This is a genomic window from Novacetimonas hansenii JCM 7643 (assembly GCF_000964405.1).
GTDB classification, from domain to species: domain Bacteria; phylum Pseudomonadota; class Alphaproteobacteria; order Acetobacterales; family Acetobacteraceae; genus Novacetimonas; species Novacetimonas hansenii.
The window spans coordinates 1-752 of the sequence record NZ_BANE01000307.1; the positions used below are offsets into that span (position 1 = coordinate 1).

Consider the following 752-nt stretch of genomic DNA (forward strand, 5'->3'; position numbering starts at 1 on the left):
CCCGCCCGGTTGGTGGCGGCCAGCACGCGCCCGATGAAGGATCGCCCCTGGCGGGCACGGGGTGAGCGGATGCGACCAGGCCTGACCCGGAAATCGTCATCGCGGGCCATGAAGACCGCGACCTTGCGCTAACACATTGAAAACAAGCCAATCACGCCATCGGACACCTTGGGACGGGAAAATGACCTTGTGAAAAACCCAGAAAAACCGCCCTCCCCAACCATGCCGCACCTTGCGGCTTTTATCTTGCATTAGCCCCCAAAGACCCGATCCTCCGCGCAACCGCCGTTCCCCCGCCTGTCCGATCATCGTGCCCGCTCCATGGAGACGGGCACGAACAGCGCTTCGGACGTGCCGACCGATGTCTGGAGCGCGTGCGGGAAATGGCCGGCAAACAGCGTCTCTTTAGGCTGGTCGCGCACAACGGAGACGCTGGTTTCGTGCAGACCGCCCGCAGGAAGCTCGCGCCGGTCGAGCAGGTGCGCGACAGAGGCGACGTAGTCCCGTGTCTCCTGTGGGAGAGGCTGGCCCGTCATAAGATGGGCCTCATACCGGCCCGGTCCTGCATTATAGGCCGCCAGAAACCCCGCATCCCCATAGCGGTCGTGCAGCAGACGGAGATAGCTGGCACCGGCAAGGATGTTGTCCTGCGGATCGAAAGGATCGCTTCCAAGCGCGAGATCGCGACGCAACTCCTGCCATGTCGCAGGCATGATCTGCATGAGGCCCATCGCCCCTTTGGCGGAGATGGC

1 protein-coding gene is annotated in these 752 nt (G+C 63.4%); it reads right to left on the reverse strand.

Annotated features, from left to right (window positions below; all coding sequences use genetic code 11):
- Positions 1-305: 305 nt before the first annotated feature.
- The coding region (locus B7G66_RS15695; protein WP_080937676.1) for a lytic transglycosylase domain-containing protein at positions 306-752 on the reverse strand (447 nt) is incomplete at its 5' end.